Here is a 24,856-nt window from a genome sequence, read left to right as displayed (position 1 = left end):
ACTGTCGGGTAGTCCGATGGACAGCGTGTTGCATTCCCAGCCGGCCAGCAGGTGCGCTGCAACACGCTGTTCGCGTGACTACCTGTCGGTTGCCGTATCTTCCACGCGGTCCCAGCGTGGCCTTCGTGACGGGAACTGTCGGGTAGTCCGATGGACAGCGTGTTGCATCCCCGGCCAGCCAGCCAGCCAGCCAGCCAGCCAGGCAGCCCCACGCCGACATCCCAACGACGAAGCCCGGCGCCTCCGACGACAGGGCCCGGCGAACGAGCGTCAGCTCGCAGGCGAGAGTGCTGCCCGCACGTAGGACTGCGCGTTCGCGACGACCCGGTCGATCGTGGCGCGGTTGGGCTGCCACCACTCGGCGGTCCAGTTGATCGTGCCCATCACGAGCATCTGGGCGAGGTAGGGGTCGAGGTCCTCGCGGAGCTCGCCGGTCTCGGCCGCCGCCTTGAAGAGGTCGCGCCAGAGGGCGCCGTACTTCTTCTCCTCGGCGTCGTGGCGGTCGCGGATGTTGTCCGGGAGCTGGCCGGCATTGCGGATCGCTGCGGTGGTGTAGTCGGAGATCTCCAGCTCGTGACGCAGGTGCGTCTCGACGGCGATCAGGATCCGCTCCATCGCGCCCGCGTCGGCGGGCGCCACCTCGAGGGCCTTGGTGAGGAACTCGCGCATGTCGGCCAGACCGACCCACATGACTTCCTCGATGAGGTCGTCGCGGGACGGGAAGTAGTAGTAGATCGCGGGCGCCTGGAGCTCGGCGACCTCGGCGACGTCGCTGAGCCGCATCCCGGCGTACCCCTTGGCGCTCAGCACCTGGGCTGCCGCATCGAGGATCCGTACCCGCGTGCGTGCGGACTTCTTGTCGAGGGGCTTGCCCTCGCTCTCCGCTGCCACGGTGGGGCTCCCGGACTTCTTGGCCATGGACGGATTCTAATGGGGCTTCACATGTTCACGTGCCCGGGGCGCGCCGCACGTCGTACGACAGATGGCGCGCCCCCGGGCACGTGTCAGCGACCGAGCCCGCCGCGCTTGACCAGCTGCGCCGCGATCACGTTCTGCTGGATCTCGTTGGTGCCCTCGCCGACGATCATCAGCGGGGCATCGCGGAAGTAGCGCTCGACGTCGTACTCGGTCGAATAGCCGTAGCCGCCGTGGATGCGGACGGCGTTGAGGGCGATCTCCATGCCGATCTCGGAGGCGTAGAGCTTGGCCATGCCTGCCTCCATGTCGCAGCGCTCGCCGGCGTCGTACTTCTCTGCGGCGAACAGCACGAGCTGGCGGGCGGCCGTCAGCTTGGTGGCCATGTCGGCGAGGTAGTTGCCGATCGACTGGTGCTTCCAGATCGGCTTGCCCATGGACTCGCGGACCTGCGCGTAGGCCAGGGAGTCGTCGAACGCCGCCTGGGCGACGCCGATCGCCCGCGAGGCGACCTGCAGGCGACCAGTCTCCAGGCCGCGCATCATCTGCGAGAAGCCCTCGCCCTCCGCCTCGCCGAGCAGCGAGCTGGCGGGGGAGCGGAAGTCGTCGAAGGACAGCTCGCAGGTCTCCACGCCCTTGTAGCCCAGCTTGGGCAGGTCGCGGGAGACGTTGAGGCCGGGACCGTGCTCGACGAGCAGGATCGAGATGCCCTTGTGGCGCGGCTCTGCGGTGGGATCGGTCTTGCAGAGCAGAGCGATCAGGCCGGAGCGGCGAGCGTTGCTGATCCACGTCTTCGAGCCGTTCACGACGTAGTCGTCGCCGTCCTTGCGAGCCACGGTCTTCATGGCCTGCAGGTCCGAGCCGCCGCCGGGCTCGGTGAGCGCCATGGTCGCGCGCAGCTCGCCGGTCGCCATGCGAGGCAGGTAGTTCTGCTTCTGCTCCTCGGTCCCGTAGTCGAGGATCAGCTTCGAGACGACGGTGTGCCCGCCCATCGCGCCGGCCAGGCTCATCCAGCCGCGGGCGAGCTCGGCGGTCACCTCGACGTAGCAGGGCATGGAGACGGCGACCTCGCCGTACGGCTCCGGGATCGCGAGCCCGTAGATGCCGAGCTGCTTCATCTGCTCGATCCACTTCTCGGGGTACTCGTTGGCGTGCTCGAGCTCCTGGACGTTGCCGCGGACCTCGCGGTCGACCCAGTCGCGCACGAGGGCGACGACTTCCTGCTCTTCCGCTGACAGCCTGGCCATGGTGTGCTCGTCCTCCGTCGTCGTCGCGGTCGCGATTGCCCGCGCATCAGAGTTTAATGTAGATTAAAAGAATGCCCGTGGTCAACGTTGCGCAGGTCACCCGACGCTCGTCACTGTGCGTCCCCGCCGGAGATGATCGCAAGATCCTCAAGGCCCTCGAGTCCGGTGTGGACGAGGTGGTCGTCGACCTCGAGGACGCCGTCGCGTACGACGACAAGGCGAGCGCGCGAGCGCAGCTGGCCGCGTTCGCGTGGCCCGAGCAGCACCCGCGCGTCGTCGTGAGGGTCAATGCCGTCGGGACGCGGTGGTGCCACCGCGACCTCGAGGTGGCGGCAGGCCTGGCCGCGGTGTCCGGAGTCGTGGTGCCGAAGGTCGAGTCACGCGCGGACGTGGGGTTCGCGGAGCGACTGCTGGAGGGACTCGAGGCCGAGGTGGGGAGGGCGGTGCCGTTGGCCGTGCAGGCACTGGTGGAGACCGCGACCGGGGTGCTCGCGCTGGGGGACATCGTCAGTGAGGTCCGTCGGCTCGAGGCGGTGATCGTCGGGTACGCCGACCTGGCGGCCTCGATCGGCCGCGAGCGCGGCGTCGACCCGGCCACGTGGCGCGGGGTGCAGGACGCGATCGTGCTCAACGCGCGACGTGCGGGCATCTCGGCGATCGACGGTCCGTTCCTCGGCGTCGGTGACGGCGAGGACTTCGTCGCGTCCGTCGACGCGGCCGCAGCGATGGGCTTCGACGCGAAGTGGGTGATCCACCCGCGTCAGGTCGCGGGCGTCAACGACCGCTTCACCCCGTCGGCAGACCGGGTCGACCACGCCCGCCGGGTGCTCGCCACCCTCGAGGAAGCGGCCTCCGCGAGTCGCGGCGCCGCCGTGGTCGACGGTGCGCTGGTGGACGAGGCGATGGCGCGTGACGCCCGCCGGATCCTCGCGAAGGTGGTGGACCGGTGACACTCGTCGGCGGACCGTTCTTCGACGACCTCGCCCTCGGCCAGGTCTTCGACACCGCGCCCGGGTGCACCCTGACCGAGGGCCGCGCGGCGCAGCACCAGGCGATCGTGGGCGACCGCTGGCGGCTCGCGCTCGACGACCACCTCGCCCGCGCGGTGGCCGGAGGGCCGGTCGCGAGCCCGTCCTTCGTCACGAACGCCGCGATCGGCCAGACCACGCTGGTCACCCAGCGGGTCCGGGCCAACCTCTTCTACCGGCGCTTCGCGCTCCTGCGGCAGCCGCTGATCGGCGACACCCTGCGCACCACTACGACCGTCGTCGGCCTGCGCGAGAACGCCCGCCGTGAAGGACGTCCGCCCACCGGTCTGGCCGCGCTGCACATGCAGACCGCCGACCAGGAGGGGCACCCGGTCGTCGACTTCTTCCGGTGCGCGATGCTCCCGTTGAGCCAGGGCGCCGCGCCGACCGGCCACGCCGACGATCTCGACGCCGTCGGCGGCGACCTGCCTCCGGTCGACGTGAGCCGGCTGATCCCCGCCTGGGACCGTGACGCGTACGTCGCCGGCCGCACCCTCGGCGTACTCCCGGCCGCGGGGGAGGTGCTCGAGCTCGCCACCGGCGACGTCGTCTCCAGCGCCCCCGAGCTCGCGAGGCTCACCCTCAACGTCGCCGCCGTCCACCACGACCGGTTCGCCGGCGGCGGTCAGCGGCTCGTGTACGGCGGCCACACGATCGCGCTCGCGGCCTCCCAGCTCACCCGGGCCCTGCCCGACCTCGCCACGATCCTGGCGTGGACGTCCTGCGACCACGTCGGCCCGGTCCACGAGGGTGACACCCTGACCACCCGGATCACCGTCGAGCAGGTCACGCCGGTCGACGGGTGGCAGGTCCTGGACCTGCGCGCCGAGGTCCTCGCCGACCGCGACGGAACAGGGGAGCCCGAGGGCGGCCGGCCGGTGCTGGACTGGACGTTCTCCGCCCTCGCCCCCTGACCTGCGCTGCGCTCGGTGGTGCGCGAAGTGCGTGTTTCTCTCCGCCGAAGTGCGAGGTTTTCTCCATCGAGGTGCGCGAGAAACTCCCGCACCTCGATGGAGAAAACCTCGCACTTCGCGGGAGAAGAGCCCGCACTTCGTGCCCGCATCACGGCATCGTGTAGCCGCCACTGACGCTGAAGAGCTGCCCGGTGACCTGGCGTGACATCCGCTCGGACGCGAGGAACAGCACCGAGGCGGCGACGTCCTCGGCGGAGGTGAGCCGGTTCATCGGGGTGTCCTTGAGCAGGTAGGCGGCCTGGTCGTCGTTGAAGACGTTGTCCTTGCCCACCGACCACAGGCTCTGGGCGCCGACGGCGTCGGGACCGTCGGGGACGACCAGGCCCGGGCAGACGATGTTGGAGCGGATCCCGTGGCGGCCGTGCTCGCGCGCTGTGGTGCGGGCCAACGCAACGACGGCGGCCTTGGTGGCGCCGTACACGCCCTGGCGGATCTGGCCGAAGGCCGACTCGCTGGCGATGAAGACGATCGAGCCCTGGCCCTGCTCGCGCATGGCGGGCAGGACGGCCTGGGTGGCGGAGATCGCGGTGAAGAAGTTGATCTCGACGGTCTTCTGCCAGTTGGCGCGGTCGGTGTTCTTGGCGATGAAGCCCGGCACGCTCCAGCCGGCGTTGTTGACCAGTACGTCGACTCCGCCCCACGTCTCGACGGAGCGGTCGGCCGCGCGCTGGGCCTCGTGCTCGTCGGTCAGGTCGCCGACGACGACCTCGACGGCGGACGCCCCACGGTCGAGGGCTTCCTGACCGACCTTCTCGGCCTGGGCGGCGTCGATGTCGGAGAGGACGATCCGGCTGCCTTCGGCGGCGAACGCGTGCACGATGCCGCGCCCGATGTTCGAGGCGCCGCCGGTGATCAGTACGCGTGCGTCCTTCAGTCCCAGGTCCATGGGCACTCCTTCGTGCGCGGTGAGGTGCGAGAGGTGCGTGAGATGCAGAGGGCAGTGGTGAACAGCGTGACGCTTGACACACGGCGCAACCACCCATAGCGTTCCATAAGTAGAGTTACCTTAATCCAGATTCAATTTTCGCGGAAGGCTTCGGGGCCTCCGAACCCGTCCTTGGCAGGGGGATCCGATGGCGTCAGCAGTCGAGGCTGCGGCAAAGCCGACACGTGTGCTGGGTGACGTGCTGGCGATGGCGCTGGACGCCTTCATCATCATGTTCACGAGGCGGTTCTCGTGGCGCGAGGCCGTGCAGCAGGCGTGGTTCATCGCCCGGGTCTCGCTGGTGCCGACGCTGCTGGTGATGCTCGGCTTCACTCTCCTGGTGATCTTCGAGGTCAACCTCCTGCTCAAGGACCTGGGCGCCCTTGACCTCTCCGGAGGCATCGCCGGCATCGCCTCGGTCCAGCAGATCGGCCCGTTCGTGACGGTCGTGGTGGTCGCCGGAGCGGGGGGTACGGCGATGTGTGCCGACCTGGCCGCACGCACGATCCGCGAGGAGATCGCGGCCATGCAGGTGCTCGGGATCGACCCGATCCAGCGCCTGGTGGTGCCGCGCATCGTGGCGGCTGTCTTCGTGACCCTCGTCCTCAACGTCCTCATCTGCGCCGGCGGCCTGGTCGGCGGCTACTTCTTCTCGGTCTACCTCCAGGACGTCAACCCGGGCGCCTACGTCGCCAGCATCCCGCTCTTCACCGGCATCCCCGAGCTGATGTTCAGCATGTTCAAGGCGTTCGTCTTCGGCCTGATCGCCGCGGTCATCGCCTGCTACCGCGGCCTGAACGTGGCCGGCGGCTCCAAGGGCGTCGGCGACGCCGTCAACCAGGCCGTGGTGATCACCGTCGCGGTGCTCGTCCCGGTCAGCCTGACCATCAGCCTCATCCAGTTCGCGATCCTCTGAGGTCCCCGATGTCTGCTCTCACGCCCAAGCTCGCAGCAGCACGCCGTGCGCCGCTGCGCGCCCTCGACTCCATCGGCGCCCACGGGCTCTTCTACGCCCGCGTCCTCGTCGGCATCCCGCGCGCCCTGCGCCGGCACCCCGGTGAGATCGTCAAGCTCATCGCCGAGCTCGGCACCGGTACCGGCGCGCTCGCCCTGGTCGGCGGCTCGATCGTCATCGTCGCCTCGATCACCTTCTTCGCCGGCGCCGTGGCCGCGGCGCAGGGGTTCGAATCGTCGTCGAGCCTCGGTGTGGGATCACTCAGCCCGTTACTCGCGGCCTTCTTCACCGCCCGGCTCTCCACGCCCCTGCTCGCCGGTGTCGCGCTCGCGGTGACCCTCGGCGCCGCGACCACCTCCCAGCTGGGCGCGATGCGGATCAGCGAGGAGATCGACGCCATCGAGGTCATGGCGATCCCGTCGCTGCCGTACCTCGTCACGACCCGCGTCACCGCCGGGATGATCGTGATCACCCCGCTCTACATCTTCGCCACGCTCGGCGGTTTCCTCGCCGACTACCTCCTGCTCGTCTTCTTCTACGACGTCGGGGCCGGCAATTTCGCGCACTACTTCTTCCTCTACCTGCACCCGATGGACATCGTCTTCTCCTATGTCCAGGTGGTCGGGATGGTCATCGTCGTGATGCTGATCCACACGTTCTACGGCTACAACGCCTCCGGTGGTCCCGCCGGGGTCGGCGAGGCGGTCGGCCGGTCGGTGCGGGCCTCGCTGAGCGGCGTGATGATCGTCAACCTCCTCATCGCGATGGCCATCTACTCGAACTTCAACACGTTCCACCTGGGGGGTTGAGCTGATGAGCAGGGACACGACCGCGCGCAGCGTGCGGCTCGCAGGGATCGGCCTGATCCTGACAGCGGTCGCCGCGGTGGGGCTCACCACGGCGCTGTACACGCGCGCCTTCGCCGATCCGGCAGAGATCACGCTGGAGACGTCGCGGGCCGGTCTGGTCATGGACCCGGGCGGCAAGGTCAAGATGCGCGGCGTCGAGATCGGCCGGATCGGCGAGGTCCGCGCGGTCGGCGACGGCGTCCAGATCACCCTCGAGATCGACCGTGACGAGCTCGACGGGATCCCCGCCGACGTCGTCGCGGAGATCCGGGCCACCACCGTCTTCGGCGCCAAGTACGTCGAGCTGGTCGCCCCGGCGGAGGCCGGCCCGGGCCGCCTCGCTGACGGCGGCACGATCCAGGCCTCTGGTGTCACCACCGAGATCAACACCGTCTTCGACGGGCTCGACCGGGTGCTCAGCGGGATCGACATCGCCAGCCTCAACGGCACCCTGTCCGTGCTGGCCTCGACGCTCTCGGGACGCGGTGACGACATCGCTGCGGTCGCGGCGAAGGCCGACGCCTACCTGACGAAGTTCGAGCCGTTGCTCCCGCAGCTGCGCAAGGACCTGCAGGAGGTCGCCCGGTTCGCGCGGCTCGGTGTCGAGGTGTCGCCCGCGCTGCTGGCGATCCTGGACAACGCGACCGTCACGGCCGGGACGGTCAGCGACGAGCAGAAGGCGCTGGACCGCCTGCTCGTCGACCTGTCGCTCCTCGGCGGCCGCGCTGAGGAGCTCCTAGGGGAGAACGGCGACGAGCTGGCCACGCTGCTGGAGTCGGCGCGACCGACGGCGGCGACCCTGCGGGCCTACTCGACAGAGCTGCCCTGCTTCCTCAAGGGCCTCGACGAGACGCGCAAGATCATGGCCGACGTCATCGGTGGCACCGACGCCTCGCTCCGTGCACTGGTCAGCGTCAGGTCCCAGGTCTCCCACTACACCTTCCCGAAGTCCCTCCCCGGCTACCCCGTGGGGCGTGGACCCGACTGCCACGGCCTGCCGCGTCTCAAGGGCAGCCAGATCCCGCTCCCGGAGAGGGGTACGCCGCAGTGAACATCCGCGCCGATGCGTTGCGCCTGGCCGTGTTCGGGACGGTCGGGCTGCTGATCCTCGCCCTGCTCCACCTCACCCTCGGCGAGACCAGGGTGGGCCCGACGAAGAGCTTCCGGGTCGTGATGGCCGACGTCAGCGGCCTCGAGACGGGCGACGTCGTACGCATCGCCGGTGTGCGGGTCGGCCAGGTCGACGGCCTCGACGTCGGCGACGGCAACCGGGTGGAAGTGGCCTTCCACGTCGATGACGACCAGGTCCTCACCGACGCGACCGAGGTGCTGGTCCGGTACGAGAACCTCCTCGGCGACCGTTACCTCGAGCTCCAGCAGCCGCCCGAGGTCGGCACGCCACTCGCGGCGGGCGCGACCATTCCCCTGGACCGCACCACCCCGGCACTGGACCTCGATGTCCTGCTCAACGGCTTCCGCCCGCTGTTCCGCGGACTCGAGCCGTCCGAGGTCAACGAGCTCGCGACCAACCTGATCGCCACCCTGCAGGGTCGCGGCGGCACGGTGGAGTCGCTGCTGGCGAGGACGTCGAGCCTGACCAATGGTCTTGCTGACGACAGCACGGCGATCACCTCGCTCATCGACAACCTCGACGTGCTCCTGGGCAGCCTCGACACCCGCGACCTCCAGCTGCGCCAGACGATCGGTCAGTTCCAGGAACTGGTGTCCGGCCTGGCGAAGGACAAGGACCCGATCGCCGGATCCATCACCTCGATCAACCAGATGGCGGCCGCGCTGGCGGACCTGTTCACCGATGGGCGCGAGCCTTTCAAGCGGACGCTGATCGCGGTCAAGGACCTCGCCGAGCTGTTGAACACCAACACGAAGACGCTCAACAAGGTCCTGAAGTCGTTGCCCGGCGCCTACGAGGTGCTCGACCGGATCGGTTCGCACGGCAACACCTTCAACTTCTACCTGTGCGCCGTCCAGGTCGTCATCAGCGGCCCCGGAGGCAAGCCGATCAAGACCCCGATGGTGCGTAGCCAGACAGAGCGGTGCCAGTCATGAAGATGTTCCGCGAACGCAACTCGCTTCCCCTCGGGGTGGTGGTCGTCGTCTGGCTGGCCGTCATGGTCCTCGTGGTGCTCAACATCAACGGCATCGTGGGCATGTTCGGCAGCAAGTACAGCGTGCTGCTGCCGGAGGCGGCCGGCATCAAGCAGGGTGACCCGGTCCGCGTCAGCGGCCTCACGGTCGGTCGCGTCGGCAACGTCACGCTCGAGGGCAAGGGCGTGCTCGTCGAGTTCGCGGTGACCGACACCGGCATCGAGCTCGGCAGCGAGACGGCTGCGGCGGTCAGTGTCGAGACGGTGCTCGGCGACAAGGCGCTGGTGCTGACGTCGCGCGGCACGGGATCCCTCGCCGACGGCGCCCGGATCCCGATGGAGCGAGCGACGGTGCCGTACGACGTCAACGACGCCCTCACGGACCTCCAGCAGGAGACCGAGGAGATCGACGTCGACACGGTCGCGACGGCGCTGGAGACGGTGGCGAGCACCCTCGAGGGGGCGACCCCCGAGCTGAGCGGCGCGATCACGGGCATGAGCCGGCTGTCGAAGACGATCAGCAGTCGCGACGACTCGTTGCGCAGCCTGCTCGACAACGCCGAGGGGTTCAGCGACGTGCTCGCCGACCGCAGCGGTGACCTGACCGCGTTGATGAAGGACGGCAACGTCCTGTTCACCGAGCTGCTGAAGCGTCGCGAGGACATCACCGCGCTGCTGACGAATCTCTCCGCGATGGCCACCGAGCTGCGCGGCCTGGTGGCCGACAACAAGGACACGATCGGTCCGGCCCTCGAGGAGCTCAACACCGTGATCGGCACGCTGCAGGCCAACAAGTCCAACATCAGCAAGACGCTCAGCGGGATGGCGGTCTACGCGACCGGCCTGGGCGAGGTCGTCTCGAGCGGCGAGTTCTTCTCCGCCTACCTCCAGAACCTGCTGCCCGGCAACCTGCTCCAGCCCGACCTGAAGGAGCTCGGCCTCGGTCTCGACCTGACCGACCTGCTCGGCGGAGGTGCCCGATGACCGGCAACAACGCGATCAAGCACGTGCTCGCCTCACCGCGGATGCGCATCCTGCTGGTCCTGGCGATCCTCGCGGTGCTGGTCCTGACCGTGGGCTTCCGCGACAAGGGCCGCACCGACCTGGTCGCCTGGTTCCCCAGCACCGACGGCATCTACGCCGGCGACGAGGTGCGGGTGCTCGGCGTACCCGTCGGCAAGATCGACGACATCGAGCCCGAGGGCACCCGCGTGCGGGTCGCCTTCCACGTCGACGGCGACGTCAAGATCCCCGCCGATGCGAAGGCGATCATCGTGGCACCCTCCCTGGTCAGCAGCCGCTACCTCCAGCTCACGCCGAGGTACGACGGCGGGGCGGTCATGGCCGACGGCGCCACGATCCAGCTCGAGGACACCGCCGTACCCGTGGAGTGGGACGAGATCAAGGAACAGCTCAACGGTCTCGCCGAAGCGCTCGGCCCGCGCGGTGCCAACGAGAACGGCGCCCTGTCCGACCTGGTGGACGCCGGTGCGACGGCCCTCGACGGTCAGGGCGCGACGATCAACCAGACGATCAAGGACCTGTCGAACGCGGTGGGCGTCCTGGACAGCGGCGGCGACGATGCCTTCGGCGTGGTCCGCAACCTCCAGGTCTTCGTCGAGGCCCTCGCCGAGAGCGACGGCCAGATGAAGAAGTTCATCCGCAACCTCGATGCGGTCTCGGCCGTCCTGGTGGACGACAAGCTGCTGGTCCGCAGCGCGCTGCGCAACCTCAGCGGTGCCGTGGTCGACGTCGAAGCCTTCATCAAGGGCAACCGGAAGGGCCTGGACACGGCGGTGACGCGTCTGTCCGACCTGGTCCAGGTGGTCAACAAGCAACAGGGTGACCTCGCCCAGATCCTCCACGTCGCGCCCAATGCGCTGGCGAACCTGACCGAGTCGTACCACGAGGGCCAGAACGCGGTCGCCGTCAACCTCAACGCCGCGAACATCCACTCACCGGGGTCGCTGATCTGTGGCGCGGTCGGTGGGGTCGCGGGCGCCGACGAGGCCGGAGCGGAGAAGCTGTGCAACAACCTCCTCGGAGACCTGCTCGGCCAGGTCGTCGACAACCCGCAGTCGCAGAAGCTGCTCGATGCGCTGCTCCTGCTGATCGCCGGGGGTGCGTCATGAGTGCCGTCGCTGGCGCGGGCGTCCGCCGTACGGCGCTCCTGCTCGCGGTCGCACTGCTCGTCCTGCTCTCGGGCTGCCGCTTCGACGGCATCGACTCGATGACGTTGCCGGGTGGCAAGGGCACGGGCGACGACGGGTTGAAGCTCACCGTCGAGCTCCCCGACGTCGGCACCCTGACGACCAACGCGCAGGTGAAGGTGGACGACATCACGGTCGGCACGGTCACCGAGGTCCGGGCCGAGAAGTGGCACGCCGTCGCCGAGCTCAGCCTCGAGCCGGACGTCGAGCTGCCTGCCAACGCCGTCGCGAAGGTCGGGGTCAACACCCTGCTCGGCGCCGCGTTCGTCGAGCTCATCTCCCCGGTGAAGGCCGAGGGTGAACTCCGCAGCGGCGACCGGATCCCGCTGGAGCGTGGCCAGGCGTATCCGTCGACGGAGCAGGTGCTGTCAGCGGCCTCGCTCGCGCTGAACGGCGGTGGTCTCGAGCAGCTGGCGACGATCACCACCGAGCTCAACCGGGTGCTGGGCGGCAACGACCGCGCGGTGGCGGCGCTGCTGCCCCGACTGGACTCGTTCGTCGGGACCCTGGACGGCCAGCGTGAGGACATCCTCGCCGCGGTCAACGACGTCGCCCGCCTCTCCGAGCGCTTCGCCAAGGACCGCAACGTCCTGACCGGTGCCCTCGACGAGCTCGGCCCGGCCCTCGAGGTCCTGGCGCGGAACCGGCCCGATCTCACCAAGGCGCTCACCGCGCTGACCCGGCTCAGCGATGTCGCGACGCCGCTCGTCGGACGGGTGAAGGAGGATCTCCTCGCCAACCTGCGCGACGTCGCGCCGGTGCTCGAGTCGATCAAGGCTGCCGGCAACTCGGCGGTCTCCGCGCTCGGCTTCGCCGTGACCTTCCCGTTCGCGCCGGAGACGGTGAAGAACGCGTGCCGCAGCTCCTACTGCAACCTCACGCTGATGCTGGACCTCACGAACTCCGCGCTGCTCAACGGATTCATCAGGCCCGACGGCTCGATCGGGATCCCCGGGCTGCCCGGGATCCCCGACCTGGGCAAGCTGCTCGGAGGGCTGCTGCCCGGTGTCACCGGCCTGCTCAACGGTCTGCTCGGCGGCGTCAAGGCGGGCGCCACCAACTCTGGCTCCGCCGAGCCCGGGGGCACGAGATCCGGAGCCGCCAAGGGCGCCCCAGGAGGCGCCGACAAGGTCCCCGGTAGCAGCGGCGACATCGGCAAGGGCCTCGAGGGCCTCCTCGGCGGACTTCTGGGAGGCGGACGATGATCCTCAAGGGCGCTGCACCGATCATCAGGAAGCAGCTGATCGCCTTCTCCATCGCGGCCGTGATCGGCGCCGTGGTCCTGGCGGTCTCCTTCCTGCGCGTTCCCGAGCAGCTCGGGATCGGTCGCCACACCGTGGCCGTGGAGTTCGAGCAGGGCGCCGGCCTCTATCCCGGTGCCGAGGTGACCTACCTCGGCCACCCGGTGGGCAAGGTCAAGGGCATGGAGCTCGCCGGCGACAGGCTGGTCGCGACACTGAGCCTGGTCGACGACGTCGACGTGCCCTCCACGGTCACCGCCGAGATCCACAGCCGTTCCGCGGTGGGGGAGCAGTACGTCTCCCTCGTGCCCTCAGGCGTCGACGACGGGGACGGGCCGCTGGCGGACGGCGACCGGATCGGGACCGACCGGACGTCGTACCCCGTGGAGATCGGGCCGGTGCTCGACAACGTCCAGTCGCTCGTCTCCAGCCTCGACGAGGAGAAGCTGTCTGCCCTGATCGACGAGGGTGGTCAGGCCTTCGCCGGCCGGGCCGGCGACCTGCAGGCTCTGCTGGACAGCGGCTCTGACCTCATCGACACCGCGGACGCGAACTTCGAGCCGACCGCCGACCTGGTGCGCGACATCGGACCGGTGCTCGGCACGATCAACGGCGAGGCCGACGCCATCACCCGGCTGACCCACAACCTCGACCAGGTCACGGCCGAGCTCCGGGCCGGCGACGGCGACCTGCGTGCGCTGCTCGCCGCGGGGCCGGGGTTCAGCGACGAGACGCTGGCGTTCATCGACGACCTGTCCGTCTCACTGCCTGTCCTGCTGGCCCGCACCAACCCGGTCGTGGGGGTGCTCCGCACCTACGACAGCTATCTCGCACAGATCCTCAGCGACTACCCGCTCGCCGTCGCCACGGTCCAGTCGGCCACGATCCCGGCGATCGACATGAACGCCGTACGGCTCACCCTGGCCAACGCCGACAAGCCACCGGAGTGCGTCAAGGGTTTCGTGCCCGCCAAGCAGTGGGCCTCGCCGTTCGACTTCTCGACACGCACCTCACCGCTGGTGTTCTGCAAGGAGTCCGCCAGCGACCCCCGCGGTGTGCGCGGAGCCCGCAACATCCCCTGCCCGGCCGACCCGAGCCGCCGCGAGGGCGACGCCACCAAGTGCTGATCCCCGACCCCGAACCGAGGAGGAGCGATGACGCTCACTGATCACCGCGGCACCGTCGACGCCGACCCCGCGAGCATCCGCGGCGACTACGTGACGCTGCGCGTCGCGCTCCTGCTCGTGGGGAGCTACGTGGTCTTCGGCCTGCTCGGCTTCGCCGTGTTCGCAGGCTTCTGGCCGCCGCCGGGCGAGGACTGGACCGCCAACGAGATCCACGCGTACTTCGTCGACCACCAGACCGGACTCACCCTCGGCATGGTGATGATGGCCTTCGCCGGCCCGTTCTACGTCACGTGGAGTGTTGCGATCTCCAAGGTGATCGGTCGGATCGAGGGTCCGATGGGTCCGCTCGCCGGGATCCAGGTGATCGGCGGACTGCTGACCGGACTGGTCACGTTCGTCCCCGCCACCATCTGGATCACCGCGTCCTTCCGGGTCGAGGAGCGCTCCCCGGAGATGGTCCAGACGTTGTACGACTTCGGCTGGATGTTCTTCGACACGACCTTCGTCTGCTCGGCCCTGCAGAGCGTGGCGATCGGCGTCGCGATCCTGCGTGACCGTCGTACGGTCTCACTCTATCCGCGCTGGTTCGCCTACCTCTCCTTCTTCACGGCGTTCTGCTACGTCCCGCTGACGGTGATGCCGTTCGTCAAGACCGGCTTGTTCGCCTGGCACGGTGGGATCAGCTTCTGGGTGGTGTTCGTCGAGTTCTTCGTCTTCACGGCCCTGGGCACGTGGTTCACCTGGAAGGCGCTGCACCGCCTCGAGGCCGAGGACCTCGCCGTTGCTGCAGGATGAACACCACCACCACCCTGACAACAGAGAAGGACGCAGCATGCGCCTCGGAATGATCATCGACTACTCGGGCGGCTTCGCGGAGACCGTGGAGCTGCTCCAGGAGTACGAGCGCAACGGTCTGGACCTGGTCGCCGTCGCCGAGGCCTACTCCTTCGACGCGGTCAGCCAGCTCGGCTACATCGCGGCCAAGACCGAGAAGCTCGAGCTGATGTCGAGCATCTTCCAGATCTACACGCGCACCCCGTCGCTGACGGCGATGACCGCCGCTGGTCTGGACTTCGTCTCCGACGGCCGCTTCAACCTCGGCCTCGGCGCCTCCGGGCCGCAGGTCATCGAGGGCTTCCACGGCGTGAAGTACGACGCCCCGCTCGGCCGCACCCGCGAGGTGATCGAGGTCTGCCGGCAGGTGTGGCAGCGCCAGCCGGTCGAGTTCCGCGGCAAGCACTACACGGTGCCGCTCACCAAGGAGGACGGCGGTTCGGGCCTCGGCAAGCCGCTGAAGCTGATCAACCACCCGGTGCGCCCGGAGATCCCGATCTCGGTCGCGGCCCTCGGCCCGAAGAACGTCGCGCTCGTCGCCGAGCTCGCCAACGGGTGGCAGCCGCTCTTCTTCCACCCGTCCAAGGCGAAGCAGGCGTGGGGCGACGCGCTCGAGGAGGGCTTCGCCAAGCGCGACGCGTCCCTCGGCGAGCTCGACATCCAGCTCCAGGTCCACTACCACCTCGACGAGGCCCCGCCGGAGGCGATCCAGTCCGTCCGCAACCAGCTCGCCCTCTACATCGGTGGCATGGGCGCGCGCGACAAGAACTTCTACAACCAGCTCGCCTGCCGCTACGGCTACGAGACCGAGGCCAAGGAGATCCAGGACCTCTACCTCGCCGGCAAGAAGTCCGAGGCCGCTGCCGCCGTACCCGCCGAGCTCGTGGAGGCCATCACCCTGATCGGTGACGACGACTCGGTGCGCCGCCAGCTCCAGGAGTTCTGGGACGGTGGGGTGCGCACCCTGCTCCTCAACTCGCTGGCCGCTGCGCCCGAGGACCGGGTCGCCCAGCTCGGTCGCCTCTCCGCGCTGGCCGCCGAGGTCCGCTGACCCGCATCACCGCGAAGTGCGTGGTTCTCTCTCGCGAAGTGCGTGGTTTTCTCCATCGAGGAGTCCGGTCTTCTCGGTACGACCGAATCTCGGCGGAGAGACCCACGCACTTCGGTGGAGAAAACCTGACACTTCGCGCTTCACCGAGGAGTGGCTGAGTCGGTGATCAAGCGGGCCACCAGGGACGCGTCGTCCAGCATCGGCAGGTGCCCCACGTCGGGTACGTCGATCTCGTCGGCCCGCAGGTGACGGAAGCCCTCGCGCGCCCACTTGCCCGACAGCACCTTGTCCTCACCGGACCAGGCGATCGTGGTGGGGGCGCCGACGCGGAGGATCGCATCCAGTTGGCGTGCTTCGACATGGCCGATCGCGGCGCGGAGGGCCTGGCAGTCGGCGAGGTCGCGCACGAAGGTGACGGCGTCGGCGTAGGAGACGCCGGACGGGTCGTGTGCGACGGGGGAGATGACGGCCCGGCGGAGCCCGGCGGACCGGAGCAGCCTCGGCGTGCGGTCCAGGCGCTTGCAGAGCCGGTGTCCCATGACGAAGCGGGACACGATCAGGCGTTCGCCGAGCGAGCCCGGTCGCCAGCCGCCGGCGGGGGCGAGGCACAGGACGCTGAGGGCTCGGCCGCGTTCGGAGAGGCGCAGTGCGAGCCAGCCGCCGAGGGAGTTGCCCACGACGTGGATCCGGGCGATGCCCAGCTCGTCGAGCTGGCGCTCGAGGTCGTCGACCATCTGCTCGGGTGCGGTGCGGTCGGCCCGGCGCTCCAGGCGGGTGCCGTTGCGGTGGCCCGCGATCGTGGCGACCACGGGTGTGAGGTGCCCGGGCAATGCGGCGGTGACGCCACGCCACACCCACGGACTGCATCCCATCCCGTGCAGCAGCAGCACGTGGTCGCGTGCATCGATTCCTCGAAGTGGTTGCCCCTGCACAAGTTTCTACTCTAAACTAAAAAGCGAAGTTATGTTGCACCCGCCGTCCGGCGGACGGAGTCAAGGAGGACCCCGATGATGTCGCGGCCTGTTCAGATCGCCTGTGCCAGTTGTGGGTTCATGCTCGTGATCCTCCTGTTCGGAGGACTGCTCGCTGCGGGGTGGGTGCCGCCGCTCTCGCCGGCCGACACGGCCGACGAGATCGCGCAGATGTACGCCGACAACGCGAACGGCATCCGGCTGGGCGCCGTCCTCATGCTCTTCGGTGCGGGTTTCACCGTGCCGCTCGGAGCCCTGATCGCCTGCCACATCAAGCAGATCGAGGGCGACTTCTCGCCTCTGGCCAACATCCAGGTCATCGGCGCTGCCGGCGGGCTCTTCGCCATCTCGATGCCGGTGCTGATCTTCGGTGCCGCAGCCTTCCGGCCTGAGCGCGACCCCGACCTTCTCCAGCTGCTCACCGACCTGGCCTGGGTGCCCTTCATCATGAACGGCCCGCCGGCCATCCTCCAGGCGGTCTCGTTCGGCGTCGCGATCCTGGGTGACGACCGCGAGAAGCCGCCGTTCCCGCGCTGGTTCGGCTACTTCAACTTCTGGGCCGCCTTCTGCTTCCTGCCGGCGTTCCTGCTGGTCTTCTTCAAGACCGGCCCGTTCGCCTGGAACGGGCTCCTGTCCTTCTGGCTCGCGGCGGCCCTCTTCGGTGGCTGGTTCCTGCTGACCTCGATCATGCTGCTGCGCGCGGTCCCCCCGGCGGACAGCGCAGCGCCGGACGCCCCTGCCGTCCCGCGCGAGGCCGTGGGCGCCCCGTGAGCATCGAGACGGCACCGGTCGACGACGCCCCCCGCGAGGGGACGCGTGCGGCGCCCGCTCCGCGAGCCGACGGCAAGCGGATCCCGGGGGAGGAGGGCCTCTGGGTCTTCATCCTCGGCGACATGGCGGTGTTCGCCCTGTTCTTCGGCACGATCCTGGTCACCCGCGGCGAGGATCCCGCGATGTTCGCGTCGGCGCAGCACGAGCTGCACCCGTGGCTGGGCATCGTCAACACCGCACTGCTGCTCACCGGATCGCTCTTCGTCATCCACGGCCTGCGCCGGCTCGGCGACGGCACGCCGGCGGCCAGCCGCCTCTTCGGGCTCACCCTGCTCACCGCGTTCGGCTTCGTCGCGATCAAGGCGACGGAGTACACCCTGCTCGTCGACGAGGGCTTCAACGGCGGCACGAACGACTTCTTCATGTACTACTTCGTGTTCACCGGCATCCACCTCGCGCACCTCGTCATCGGCGCGATCATCGTGGTGTTCCTGATCCGCACTGCGCGCCGACCGAAGCTGACCCCCGGCCAGCGCAAGTTCGCCGAGTGTGGCGCCATCTACTGGCACATGGTCGACCTGCTGTGGCTCGTCCTCTTCCCGCTGCTCTACCTGATCAGGTGATCGCGATGCTCTCCCGCTTCCCCGTCGACCGCCAGACCGCGGTCTGGATGTTCCTCGTCGCTGCGACCGTCCTCACGGCCGTCGTCGGCCTCGAGCAGCACGGCGACACCGCGGCCGTCGGCCTGCTCCTCCTCGCCATCGCGTTCGTCAAGATCCGGCTGGTGGCGTTGCACTTCATGGAGATCCGTGAGGCACCGCTGCCGTTGCGCCTGCTCGTCGAGGCCTATGTCGGCGTCACCTTCGTCGCCCTCGTCGTGATCTACCTCGTCGCCTGAGACACCCCTCGCCAGACGCCCCGCCCCTCACCGGGCGGGGCGTCTGCCGCGTCGTACGTATGCAGGTAGGTATTCGTTCGGATCCTGTGCGGCCTGCCGGACGGAATCATCTGCGATGGACAGGAAGGTGGTGCGACGTGACGATCCGTGAGGCCGATGTGGCTGCGATGCGTGGCCGCGCCCTGCTGTCCGCGGACGGTGATCCCGGCCTGGACCACGTGACGCTCACCGGCCGATCGATCCTGCTCGCCTCGTTGCTGGCTGGTCACGGCCTGGCCCGCGGCGACGTGGTGGCTGTGCTGGCCGAGGAGTCGACCCGGGTCTACGAGCTGCTCGTCGGGGTACGCCGTGCCGGGCTCGTGCTGATGGTCGTCGATCCGTCCCACACGCTCGAGCAGAGCGCCTTCGCGATCAACACCAGCGGCGCGAAGGTGGTGGTCGCGGCTCACGCCCAGGCCGACCTCGCCCAGGCCCTGGTGCCCCTGACGCCGTACATCCGCGCGCGGTTCGGCCTCGACGTGGAGTTCCCCGAACATCGCAGCCTCCAGCTCGCCCGGAGCTCGGCGCCGGTGCGGGTCTCCGACGGTGCTGCGTCGGGAACCCTTCACCACATCATCGGCCCGTCGGGCCGACCGATCGAGCTGCGGTTGCCGGATCCTGTCGACGACGAGGTCGGCCGCAGCCAGGCCGAGGAGCTGACCGGTGAGCACGTCGTCGGTGTCGCGACGGTGCTCGTCGAGTCGGCGCCGATGCTGACGCCGGTCGCGGCGCAGATCGGGACGATGGTGCTGGCCGCCGGGGGAACTGTTGCCGTGCCGCGGACCGCGACGGGGGTGGAGGTGCTGCGCACCGCCTTCGCCGTGGACGCGACGTTGCTCCACCTGACCGCCGACGCAGCAGCCGAGATCGCCGATCTGCCGCCGGATCGTGTGCTCCGGTTGACGCCACCGGACCTCGCGGGTGTCGTGGTGGACGGCGACGGTTGCGCGCTGGGTGTGCGCAGCGCGTTGGCCGGACTCTGGGGGTCGCGCGTGCGGGTCGTCGAGCCGGGCTACCTGGTGCCGGTCGATCCCTTCGCGCCGGCCGATTCCGACTGTTCGGTGACCCACGCGGAGATCTGACCGCGGTTGGTGAAGCCGAGCTTGGTCAGGATGTGCTCGACGTGCGTCTCGGCGGTCCGCTTGGAGATCACCAGCGTGCTGGCGATGTCCTTGTTGGTCGCACCCGTCGCCACGAGCTCGGCGATCTGGCGCTCGCGGGGGGTCAGCTCGCCCGAGGTGCTCGAGCGGCGCGTGGTGCGCCGGGGCGCACCCGGGGCCTTGCGGAGAGTCCGTGACGTCGACTCCTCCAGGGCCAGGTCGATCGCGGCATCGGGGGACAGGCTGCGGCCCCGCTCGAAGGCTTCGTCGAAGGCAGCGGGCTCCAGCTGCGCTCGCACGGTCGATTCGCACCGGACGTGCAAGGCGTGAAGGCCGGGCAGCGCCGCGGTCGAGGTCTCGATGCGCGACCAGATCGCCGCCGCCGCGCCGAGCAGCTCGGCGGCGCGGGCGGGCTCGCTCTCCGCGCAGGAGTAGGCGACGGCCTCGACGGACGTGCCGATGCCGAGGTTGTCGCGCGTGGACCTCTTCATCTGCAGGCTCTCGCGCTGGGCCGCCTTGCCCTCGTCGGTGCGGCCGGCCACGACAAGGGCCATGCCGATGATCCACAGCGAGTAGGAGCGGTACCAGAGCTCGCCGGCAGGTTCGGTGATCGCGACGCAGCGGTCGTGGGCGGCGATGGCGGCCGTGAGGTCGCCGCGGATCACGTGGTTGAGCGCCGAGAGGGCCAACGTGTGGGCCTCCTGGCCCAGGTCGTCGTACTTCTGGAAGCCGACGATGGAGTCGTCGAACAGGCGCCCCGCGCTCTCGGTGTCACCGGCGAACATCGCGACGAACGCGGTGGCCTGGGTCAGCAGGACGTCGGTGTGGCCGCCGAACTCCTGGGCGATGCTGCGACCCTCCTCGAGGAGGCTGCCGGCGCGGTCGAGGTCGCCTTGCATCGCCGCGAACCATGCGGCCGCGCGCAGGGCGCGGGCGCGGACCTCGGTGCGATCGGGGTCGATCGCGAAGAGCCGGTCGAACCAGATCCGGCTGTCGCGGTAGACGCCGTCGGCCTCGCCGTACTCCAGCAGGCAGGCGCCGATCTCCAGTCCCGGCTGGGCTTCTCCCGGGGTGGCGGTGCAGAACTCGATGGCCGCGGTCAGGTTGGGACGCTCCCGGCGCAGTCGCTCCAGATGGGCGACCTGTGCGCTGCTGGGCCATTCGGCGGCGACCTTGCGGGCGTAGGAGGTGTACCAGTCGCGGTGCCGGCGACGGAGGTCGTCGAGCTCGCCGTGCTCTCCCAGGTGGGTGCGTCCACGGTGCCGGATCGGCGGCAGCATCCGGAACGTGGTGCGTGCCGACCCTGCGATCGGGATCACGAGGGACTTGTCGACGAGATCGAGGAGTACGTCGTCGAAGGGCTCGTCGATGGGGCTGCAGACCTCGCGTGCGGCGTCGATGCCGAAGCCGTCGGCGAAGACGGACAGCCGGGCCCACAGGTCGCGCTCCGTGGGCGTGCACAGGTCGAAGCTCCACTCGATGCAGGCCGCCATCGTGCGCTGGCGCTGGGGAGCGGTGCGGCTGCCGCGGCTGACCAGCTCCCACCGCTCGGTGAGGTCGCGCTCCATCTCCTGCGGTGTCATCGCCCGCAGTCGACCGGCAGCGAGCTCGATGGCGAGCGGGATCCCTTCGAGACGGGTCACGATGGTCGCGATCGCCTCACGGTTCTCGGGCGTCACCTCGATGTCGGGCACGAGGGCGCGGGCGCGTTCGAGGAAGAGCTCGACCGCTTCGTACTGCTGCAGAGGAGCGGCGTCGCCACGACGCGGTGCGCTGAGGGGTTGGACGGCGTGCACGGCTTCGCCCTGGATCCGCAGCGGCTCGCGGCTGGTCGCGAGGATGCGCAGGTCGGGACAGGTGCGCAGCAACGTGTCGGCGAGGATCGCGACCGCGTCGACGACGTGCTCGCAGTTGTCGAGCAGGAGCAGGACCGCCCGGTCCTTGAGGTACTCCACGGTCACGGCTGCGGCGGCGCGGGTCGAACGGCCCTCCAGGCCGAGGGATGCGGCGATGGTGTTCGCCAGCAGCTCCGGCTCGCTCAGGGAGGCGAGGGGCACGAAGACGACGCCGTCCTTGAAGGCGCGGCGCACCTCGGAGGCGACCTTGAGGGCGAGGCGGGTCTTGCCGATGCCGCCGAACCCGGTGAGTGTCACCAGGCGGCTGCTGGCGAGGAGCTCGCGGATGTCGGTCCGTTCGGCGCGGCGACCGACGAACGAGGTGACCTCGACCGGGAGCTGACTGGTCTCCGGACCTGTGTCCGTCGCCGTACTCATCCCGGTCCCTCGTCTCACCAAGCTGTTGTCCGGACCTCCCGCCCGAACCCCCTCCGCGTGGTCAACGAGCGACAGCCGTCGATGTGACGGAGCGCTGTGACCTGGGTCTCGCCACGATAGCGCGCTGTCCGGGGCCTTTCGGCGGCTGTCCGCGTGCCCGGATGTGACGGAGCGCATACGTATCGAAATACGTATGTGACCGGGCACGCGAACACGGTGTTCGGCGCAGGCTGTGATCGTCGAGCAGTCCTGCTCGCCTGAGATTCGGAGGTCAGCATGTTTCTCACCGGTTCCGACGACGACGACGTCGTCAGCTACATCGGCTCCACCATCCAGGGCACCTTGCGGGACCCGTCCTACCTCGCGGCGCACGCGGCGCCTGTCGGCCGGTTCCGGTTGGGCCTGATCGACCCCGACTGTGTGCTGCTCGTGGACTGCGGGACCGCTGAGGTACGTGTGGGGCGGCGGAGCGAGCCGGGCGTGACGGGTGTCGTGGCGATGGCCGGTGAGACCGCGTTGGCCGCGTGTCGGGGGCAGGTGGACCTGCGGGCAGCAGTTGCCTCCGGCCAGATCGTCGTCGACGGCGCGGGCGAGGTGCTGCTCGACCTGTTCGCCGAGAGGCGACTCGCGAACGTGGGTTGATCTACGTCACGTTTCTAATGTATCTTCGATTTTAAGATCTGTTAAAAACCGGAGGAGTGAAGGTGAGCCAGGAGCTGGAGATGGAGGCGACCGTCTACGACGGACCGCCCATCGAGCCCGACGGCCCGTACGGGAGCAAGCTCTCGGCGACCGTTGCCAAGGTGCCCGGACCCATCCGGAACGTGACCTCCGAGGCCGGCGGCATGACCCTGCTGCTCGGCAAGGTCCTCTGGAGTGCGGTCCGCCACCCGCGGGGGTACTGGAACGACGTGCTGGACGAGATGCACTTCACGATCAAGCGGTCGTGGATCGCCATCTCGGTGGCGCTCTTCGGGTTCCTCCTGGCGCTGTCGGTGCCCTCGATGCAGTTCGTGGCCCTCGCCGGCGTGGGTGAGCTCTACGGCCCGCTGCTGCTCGTGCAGTCCACGCGCACCTTCACGGTCTGGGTCGCGACGCTGCTCGTCGCCGGCGTCGTCGGTGCTGCCATGACCGCCGAGCTCGGCTCCCGCAAGGTGCGCGAGGAGCTCGACGCGATGGAGGTCATGGGCATCGACCCGATCCGGACGCTCGTGCTGCCCCGCATCGTGTCGGTCACCCTCATCACGACGCTGCTGGCCATCCCCGCCGCGCTCATCACCGTCGTCTCCTCGCAGTTCGGTTCCTGGTTCATCGGCGGCATCCCTCGCGCGGACTTCTACGGCGCCTTCCTCTGGACGAGCCTGAGCACCGTCGAGGTCGTGGCGCTGATGTTCAACTGCTTCCTCGCGGGCCTGCTCATCGGTGCGGTCTGCTGCTACAAGGGCCTCTCGGCCGCGGGCGGCGCCATGGGCCTGGGCAAGGCGGTCAACCAGGCCGTGGTGATCGCCTTCCTCGCCCTCTTCATCATGCAGCTGGGCTACAACGCCGTCATTCTCGGCTTCTTCCCTGGTCTGGGGGCCTTCAAGTGACCGACACCATCGATCGTCCGGCCGAGCCGGCCGAGGGTCCGGAGCAGCCCACCACCCGCGCCGAGCGCACCGCAGCCCGCATCAAGGACACCGGCAAGATCCGTGCCCCCTTCGAGGACGCCGGCGAGCTGGTTGCCTTCGCGCTGCGCGTCATCAAGGAGCTGCCGGTCTGCGTCCGGCTCTACCCCGGCGAGATCCTGCGCCAGTGCGCCTACCTGATCCGGTCCAACGCACTGGTCATCCTGTTCATGCTGTTCATGCTCGGGGCGCTGCTGGGCATCACCGGCACCTTCCTCTTCGAGGGCATCGGTCTCGAGAGCTACGTCGCTGCCATTCCGGCCGTCCCGCTCATGCGCGGCGTCGTTGAGATCGTGTTCGGCTGGGTGCTGGCGGCCAAGTACGGCTGCGGCATCGTGGCCGAGCTCGGCGCGATGCGGATCAGCGAGGAGATCGACGCGATGGACGTCATGGGAGTCCGTTCGCTGCCGTATCTCGTCGGCTGCCGCGTGATCGCCTCGATGCTGGTGCTGCCGGCGCTCTTCGTGACGTCGCTCGGCGTCTTCTTCGTCGCGAGCAAGCTCTTCTTCGTCGACCTGCTGAGCTCGGTCTCCAGTGGTGGCTTCACCTACGTGCTCTTCCTGCTGCAGAGTCCCCGGGACTTCTTCATCGCCGTTCTGTGGGGAACGGTCAGCGGCTTCGTGATCACCGTGGTTGCCTGCTTCTACGGCTACAACGCCTCCGGTGGCCCGGTCGGCGTGGGGCGCAACACCGCGCAGGGCATGTTGGTCAACCTCGTGCTGATCAGCGTGATCGCCATGATCATGGCCCAGATCTTCTACGCCAACGTCCTCACCGAGGCCTTCGGCACCTGACGTCGCTTCGCCGTCCACACTCCGCTCCCTCCGAACCGACTGCATCCAGGAGAGATCCATGACCGCCGTGCTCCCGCTCGACGCCCAGGTCGCCCATGTCGACTCCGCTCCCGAGCACACCATCGAGATTCGCGACGTCTACAAGAGCTTCGGCTCGTCCCACATCCTCAACGGGCTGTCGGTGGACTTCAAGGACGACGCGATCACCACAGTTCTCGGCCCGTCCGGCACCGGCAAGTCCGTGCTGCTCAAGCACATCGTCGGCCTGCTCGAGCCTGACGCCGGTCAGGTGAAGGTGTTCGGCACCGACATCTGGAGGGTCCCGGAGGAGGAGCGCTTCGAGCTGCGCAAGCGCTTCGGTGTGCTGTTCCAGGACGGCGCGCTCTTCGGCTCCATGAACCTGTACGACAACGTGGCCTTCCCGCTGCGTCGTCACACGGACATGTCCGAGAAGGACATCCGCGAGATCGTCATGGCGAACATGATCGAGGTCGGCCTCGAGCAGGCGATCGACAAGGCACCCAACGAGATCTCCGGCGGCATGCGCAAGCGCGCGGGTTTCGCCCGGGCGCTGGTGCTCAAGCCCGACGTCGTGCTCTTCGACGAGCCGGACTCCGGCCTCGACCCGGTGCGCACGAAGCTGCTGTCACACCTCATCTCCAAGGTGCACGCCGAGCACGGCGGCACCTACATCGTCATCACGCACGACATCCCGACCGCACGCACCGTGAGTGACTACGTCGCGGTGATCTGGAAGGGAAAGATGGTGCACTACGGCGACGCCGACGGAGCCTTCGGCTCCGACAACCCGTTCGTCCGTCAGTTCCTGGCCGGTGCCGCCGAGGGCCCCTTGGGGATGGACTGAGACGTGTCGCGAACTTCT

At 69.0% G+C, this 24,856-nt stretch carries 25 protein-coding genes; 20 read left to right on the top strand and 5 right to left on the bottom strand.

Annotated elements, in window-relative coordinates; genetic code table 11:
• Positions 1 to 270 precede the first annotated feature (270 nt).
• Together ASE01_RS02755 and ASE01_RS02750 are read right to left on the bottom strand one after the other, a co-directional pair.
• On the bottom strand, positions 271 to 918 hold the full coding sequence (locus tag ASE01_RS02755) for a TetR/AcrR family transcriptional regulator (RefSeq protein ID WP_056748451.1): 648 nt from the start codon (positions 916 to 918) through the stop codon (positions 271 to 273).
• A gap of 86 nt (positions 919 to 1,004) precedes the next feature.
• Positions 1,005 to 2,162: an acyl-CoA dehydrogenase family protein gene (locus tag ASE01_RS02750; RefSeq protein ID WP_056748450.1), complete on the bottom strand. Its 1,158-nt coding sequence runs from the start codon at positions 2,160 to 2,162 to the stop codon at positions 1,005 to 1,007.
• Positions 2,163 to 2,233: 71 nt separating this feature from the next.
• Between ASE01_RS02750 and ASE01_RS02745 the strand changes: the two genes are divergently transcribed.
• Positions 2,234 to 3,112: an HpcH/HpaI aldolase/citrate lyase family protein gene (locus ASE01_RS02745; protein ID WP_056748449.1), complete on the top strand. Its 879-nt coding sequence runs from the start codon at positions 2,234 to 2,236 to the stop codon at positions 3,110 to 3,112.
• On the top strand, positions 3,109 to 4,104 hold the full coding sequence (locus ASE01_RS02740; protein ID WP_056748448.1) for a hypothetical protein: 996 nt from the start codon (positions 3,109 to 3,111) through the stop codon (positions 4,102 to 4,104). Before ASE01_RS02745 ends, ASE01_RS02740 begins: the two co-directional genes overlap by 4 nt.
• Before the next feature lie 148 nt (positions 4,105 to 4,252).
• Here ASE01_RS02740 and ASE01_RS02735 read toward each other — a convergent pair whose 3' ends face one another.
• A complete protein-coding gene (locus ASE01_RS02735; protein WP_056748447.1) occupies positions 4,253 to 5,050 on the bottom strand; it encodes an SDR family NAD(P)-dependent oxidoreductase in 798 nt (265 codons plus the stop codon).
• 187 nt (positions 5,051 to 5,237) lie between these two features.
• Here ASE01_RS02735 and ASE01_RS02730 point away from each other — a divergent pair, with 187 nt between their 5' ends.
• The 10 genes from ASE01_RS02730 to ASE01_RS02685 are packed head-to-tail and all read left to right on the top strand — an operon-like array spanning position 5,238 to position 15,460.
• Positions 5,238 to 6,005, top strand: coding sequence for an MlaE family ABC transporter permease (locus ASE01_RS02730; protein WP_056748446.1), 768 nt, complete (start codon positions 5,238 to 5,240; stop codon positions 6,003 to 6,005).
• 8 nt (positions 6,006 to 6,013) lie between these two features.
• Entirely contained in the window at positions 6,014 to 6,853 is an 840-nt protein-coding gene (locus ASE01_RS02725) for an MlaE family ABC transporter permease (protein WP_056748445.1), read from the top strand.
• Positions 6,854 to 6,857: 4 nt separating this feature from the next.
• Positions 6,858 to 7,943 (top strand): MCE family protein, encoded by a 1,086-nt coding sequence (locus tag ASE01_RS02720; RefSeq protein ID WP_056748444.1) that lies wholly within the window; start codon positions 6,858 to 6,860, stop codon positions 7,941 to 7,943.
• Positions 7,940 to 8,959, top strand: coding sequence for an MCE family protein (locus tag ASE01_RS02715; protein WP_056748443.1), 1,020 nt, complete (start codon positions 7,940 to 7,942; stop codon positions 8,957 to 8,959). The genes ASE01_RS02720 and ASE01_RS02715 overlap by 4 nt, the downstream gene beginning before the upstream one ends.
• The gene (locus tag ASE01_RS02710) at positions 8,956 to 9,981 is read left to right on the top strand and encodes an MCE family protein (RefSeq protein WP_082605743.1); all 1,026 of its coding nucleotides are present in this window, start codon (positions 8,956 to 8,958) and stop codon (positions 9,979 to 9,981) included. The genes ASE01_RS02715 and ASE01_RS02710 overlap by 4 nt, the downstream gene beginning before the upstream one ends.
• The gene (locus ASE01_RS02705; protein WP_056748441.1) at positions 9,978 to 11,129 is read left to right on the top strand and encodes an MCE family protein; all 1,152 of its coding nucleotides are present in this window, start codon (positions 9,978 to 9,980) and stop codon (positions 11,127 to 11,129) included. Before ASE01_RS02710 ends, ASE01_RS02705 begins: the two co-directional genes overlap by 4 nt.
• Positions 11,126 to 12,412, top strand: a complete 1,287-nt coding sequence (locus ASE01_RS02700) for an MCE family protein (protein WP_056748440.1) — start codon at positions 11,126 to 11,128, stop codon at positions 12,410 to 12,412. Before ASE01_RS02705 ends, ASE01_RS02700 begins: the two co-directional genes overlap by 4 nt.
• Positions 12,409 to 13,575 carry an MCE family protein gene (locus ASE01_RS02695; RefSeq protein ID WP_056748439.1) on the top strand — a complete coding sequence of 389 codons (1,167 nt, stop codon included), beginning with the start codon at positions 12,409 to 12,411 and terminating at the stop codon, positions 13,573 to 13,575. Before ASE01_RS02700 ends, ASE01_RS02695 begins: the two co-directional genes overlap by 4 nt.
• A gap of 27 nt (positions 13,576 to 13,602) precedes the next feature.
• Entirely contained in the window at positions 13,603 to 14,370 is a 768-nt protein-coding gene (locus tag ASE01_RS02690; RefSeq protein ID WP_056748438.1) for a hypothetical protein, read from the top strand.
• Between the two features lie 37 nt (positions 14,371 to 14,407).
• Entirely contained in the window at positions 14,408 to 15,460 is a 1,053-nt protein-coding gene (locus ASE01_RS02685; RefSeq protein WP_056748437.1) for an LLM class F420-dependent oxidoreductase, read from the top strand.
• A 140-nt stretch (positions 15,461 to 15,600) separates the two neighbouring features.
• Here ASE01_RS02685 and ASE01_RS02680 read toward each other — a convergent pair whose 3' ends face one another.
• Positions 15,601 to 16,350: an alpha/beta fold hydrolase gene (locus ASE01_RS02680; RefSeq protein ID WP_056748436.1), complete on the bottom strand. Its 750-nt coding sequence runs from the start codon at positions 16,348 to 16,350 to the stop codon at positions 15,601 to 15,603.
• 162 nt (positions 16,351 to 16,512) lie between these two features.
• Here ASE01_RS02680 and ASE01_RS02675 point away from each other — a divergent pair, with 162 nt between their 5' ends.
• From ASE01_RS02675 to ASE01_RS02660, 4 genes are all read left to right on the top strand, one after another.
• On the top strand, positions 16,513 to 17,202 hold the full coding sequence (locus ASE01_RS02675) for a hypothetical protein (protein WP_056748435.1): 690 nt from the start codon (positions 16,513 to 16,515) through the stop codon (positions 17,200 to 17,202).
• Positions 17,199 to 17,825 carry a cytochrome c oxidase subunit 3 gene (locus tag ASE01_RS02670; RefSeq protein WP_200958723.1) on the top strand — a complete coding sequence of 209 codons (627 nt, stop codon included), beginning with the start codon at positions 17,199 to 17,201 and terminating at the stop codon, positions 17,823 to 17,825. The genes ASE01_RS02675 and ASE01_RS02670 overlap by 4 nt, the downstream gene beginning before the upstream one ends.
• Positions 17,826 to 17,830: 5 nt before the next feature.
• On the top strand, positions 17,831 to 18,100 hold the full coding sequence (locus ASE01_RS02665) for a cytochrome C oxidase subunit IV family protein (protein ID WP_056748595.1): 270 nt from the start codon (positions 17,831 to 17,833) through the stop codon (positions 18,098 to 18,100).
• Between the two features lie 137 nt (positions 18,101 to 18,237).
• Positions 18,238 to 19,221: an AMP-binding protein gene (locus tag ASE01_RS02660; RefSeq protein ID WP_056748434.1), complete on the top strand. Its 984-nt coding sequence runs from the start codon at positions 18,238 to 18,240 to the stop codon at positions 19,219 to 19,221.
• On the opposite strand, the gene ASE01_RS02655 is transcribed toward ASE01_RS02660, so the two are convergent.
• Positions 19,152 to 21,512, bottom strand: coding sequence for a LuxR C-terminal-related transcriptional regulator (locus ASE01_RS02655; protein ID WP_056748433.1), 2,361 nt, complete (start codon positions 21,510 to 21,512; stop codon positions 19,152 to 19,154). The genes ASE01_RS02660 and ASE01_RS02655 overlap by 70 nt on opposite strands.
• Positions 21,513 to 21,788: 276 nt before the next feature.
• Between ASE01_RS02655 and ASE01_RS02650 the strand changes: the two genes are divergently transcribed.
• The 4 genes from ASE01_RS02650 to ASE01_RS02635 all read left to right on the top strand — a co-directional run bounded on the left by ASE01_RS02650 (position 21,789) and on the right by ASE01_RS02635 (position 24,838).
• Entirely contained in the window at positions 21,789 to 22,154 is a 366-nt protein-coding gene (locus tag ASE01_RS02650) for a hypothetical protein (RefSeq protein ID WP_056748432.1), read from the top strand.
• A 62-nt stretch (positions 22,155 to 22,216) separates the two neighbouring features.
• Entirely contained in the window at positions 22,217 to 23,101 is an 885-nt protein-coding gene (locus ASE01_RS02645) for an MlaE family ABC transporter permease (protein WP_157537050.1), read from the top strand.
• On the top strand, positions 23,098 to 23,973 hold the full coding sequence (locus tag ASE01_RS02640; RefSeq protein ID WP_200958722.1) for an MlaE family ABC transporter permease: 876 nt from the start codon (positions 23,098 to 23,100) through the stop codon (positions 23,971 to 23,973). Before ASE01_RS02645 ends, ASE01_RS02640 begins: the two co-directional genes overlap by 4 nt.
• A gap of 58 nt (positions 23,974 to 24,031) precedes the next feature.
• Positions 24,032 to 24,838, top strand: a complete 807-nt coding sequence (locus ASE01_RS02635) for an ABC transporter ATP-binding protein (RefSeq protein ID WP_056748431.1) — start codon at positions 24,032 to 24,034, stop codon at positions 24,836 to 24,838.
• Positions 24,839 to 24,856 lie beyond the last annotated feature (18 nt).

Origin of the sequence: Nocardioides sp. Root190 (assembly GCF_001428565.1) — a bacterium.
Taxonomy (GTDB): domain Bacteria; phylum Actinomycetota; class Actinomycetes; order Propionibacteriales; family Nocardioidaceae; genus Nocardioides.
The sequence above is the reverse complement of the archived record's forward strand: the minus strand, read 5'-3'. Positions and strand labels throughout refer to the sequence as shown.

What these genes read in the sequence shown, in the direction of transcription:
- ASE01_RS02755 (WP_056748451.1), bottom strand. Translation starts at nt 918, where the DNA reads ATGGCCAAGAAGTCCGGGAGCCCCACCGTGGCAGCGGAGAGCGAGGGC.
- ASE01_RS02750 (WP_056748450.1), bottom strand. Translation starts at nt 2,162, where the DNA reads ATGGCCAGGCTGTCAGCGGAAGAGCAGGAAGTCGTCGCCCTCGTGCGC.
- ASE01_RS02745 (WP_056748449.1), top strand. Translation starts at nt 2,234, where the DNA reads ATGCCCGTGGTCAACGTTGCGCAGGTCACCCGACGCTCGTCACTGTGC.
- ASE01_RS02735 (WP_056748447.1), bottom strand. Translation starts at nt 5,050, where the DNA reads ATGGACCTGGGACTGAAGGACGCACGCGTACTGATCACCGGCGGCGCC.
- ASE01_RS02730 (WP_056748446.1), top strand. Translation starts at nt 5,238, where the DNA reads ATGGCGTCAGCAGTCGAGGCTGCGGCAAAGCCGACACGTGTGCTGGGT.
- ASE01_RS02725 (WP_056748445.1), top strand. Translation starts at nt 6,014, where the DNA reads ATGTCTGCTCTCACGCCCAAGCTCGCAGCAGCACGCCGTGCGCCGCTG.
- ASE01_RS02720 (WP_056748444.1), top strand. Translation starts at nt 6,858, where the DNA reads ATGAGCAGGGACACGACCGCGCGCAGCGTGCGGCTCGCAGGGATCGGC.
- ASE01_RS02710 (WP_082605743.1), top strand. Translation starts at nt 8,956, where the DNA reads ATGAAGATGTTCCGCGAACGCAACTCGCTTCCCCTCGGGGTGGTGGTC.
- ASE01_RS02705 (WP_056748441.1), top strand. Translation starts at nt 9,978, where the DNA reads ATGACCGGCAACAACGCGATCAAGCACGTGCTCGCCTCACCGCGGATG.
- ASE01_RS02700 (WP_056748440.1), top strand. Translation starts at nt 11,126, where the DNA reads ATGAGTGCCGTCGCTGGCGCGGGCGTCCGCCGTACGGCGCTCCTGCTC.
- ASE01_RS02695 (WP_056748439.1), top strand. Translation starts at nt 12,409, where the DNA reads ATGATCCTCAAGGGCGCTGCACCGATCATCAGGAAGCAGCTGATCGCC.
- ASE01_RS02690 (WP_056748438.1), top strand. Translation starts at nt 13,603, where the DNA reads ATGACGCTCACTGATCACCGCGGCACCGTCGACGCCGACCCCGCGAGC.
- ASE01_RS02685 (WP_056748437.1), top strand. Translation starts at nt 14,408, where the DNA reads ATGCGCCTCGGAATGATCATCGACTACTCGGGCGGCTTCGCGGAGACC.
- ASE01_RS02675 (WP_056748435.1), top strand. Translation starts at nt 16,513, where the DNA reads ATGCTCGTGATCCTCCTGTTCGGAGGACTGCTCGCTGCGGGGTGGGTG.
- ASE01_RS02665 (WP_056748595.1), top strand. Translation starts at nt 17,831, where the DNA reads ATGCTCTCCCGCTTCCCCGTCGACCGCCAGACCGCGGTCTGGATGTTC.
- ASE01_RS02655 (WP_056748433.1), bottom strand. Translation starts at nt 21,512, where the DNA reads ATGAGTACGGCGACGGACACAGGTCCGGAGACCAGTCAGCTCCCGGTC.
- ASE01_RS02650 (WP_056748432.1), top strand. Translation starts at nt 21,789, where the DNA reads ATGTTTCTCACCGGTTCCGACGACGACGACGTCGTCAGCTACATCGGC.
- ASE01_RS02635 (WP_056748431.1), top strand. Translation starts at nt 24,032, where the DNA reads ATGACCGCCGTGCTCCCGCTCGACGCCCAGGTCGCCCATGTCGACTCC.